General features: G+C 66.3%; 2 protein-coding genes. Both read left to right on the forward strand.

The window, feature by feature from the left end:
• Positions 1–559 (forward strand): type VI secretion system protein TssL, long form (tssL, locus tag EOA29_RS38320; protein ID WP_127222509.1); only part of this gene is annotated, 559 nt, incomplete at its 5' end.
• Positions 559–854, forward strand: a 296-nt coding sequence (locus tag EOA29_RS38325; protein WP_145970117.1) for a hypothetical protein, incomplete at its 3' end; no start/stop codon positions are given. The genes tssL and EOA29_RS38325, both read left to right, overlap by 1 nt.

Genomic DNA, 854 nt, shown 5'->3' on the forward strand with positions numbered 1-854 from the left:
CTCGGCGCTGGTCCGGGCGCTGCCGCCGCCTGCGCGCGCCGACATCACCCGCGCCGCGCCGAAGGTTGACGCGCCTGCGCCGCCCGAGCCGGAGCCAGTCGATTTCGCGTTGCTGCCGGAATTCAAGGCCGAGGCACCGGACAGCCTCAAGGGAGCGCTGAGCGGCACGGAGAGCGTGTCACTGGCCAAGCTGGTCATCCAGTCTTCCAACCCCGAGCTGTTCCAGTCGTCGCGGCCGACGCTCACGCAAGGCTACGAGCCGCTGGTCGAGTCGATCGCCAAGGTGATCCTCGCCAATCAGGAGCTGATCGGTAACATCACCGTCGTCGGCCATACCGACAATGTGCGCCTGCAAAGGTCGAATCCGCTTTCGACCAACCAGCGGCTGTCGGAAGCGCGCGCCGAAACCATCGCCAACCTTCTGGTGCAGGCCGGCGTGCCGCAGGACCGCATCCATTCCGAAGGCCGCGCGGAGACCGATCCGGTGGCCGACAATTCGACGCGCGAGGGCCGGGCGCTCAACCGGCGCGTCGAGGTGCTGGTTGAGAAGAGGCTGTGATGTTCATCCTGCGCTTCCTCTGGGCCGTTCTGACCTCGCGCTTCCTTTGGACGCTGATCGGCATCGCGCTGTTGTCGCTGCTGATCTGGGTGTTCGGCCCGATCGTTCAGGTCGGCCCCTATGCACCGTTCGATTCCGACAATGTGCGCATCGCCATCATCGCCGGACTGATCATCCTGTGGCTGATCTGGGTGATCGTCGCCCAGCGCCGCGCGATCCGCGCCAACCGCATGTTCGTCGCCGAGATCGCGGCACCCGTGCAGGAAAAGCAGCTCACCCCCGGCGAGGAGAGCGT

Origin of the sequence: Mesorhizobium sp. M1E.F.Ca.ET.063.01.1.1, from assembly GCF_003998155.1 — a bacterium.
Classification (GTDB): Bacteria; Pseudomonadota; Alphaproteobacteria; order Rhizobiales; family Rhizobiaceae; genus Mesorhizobium.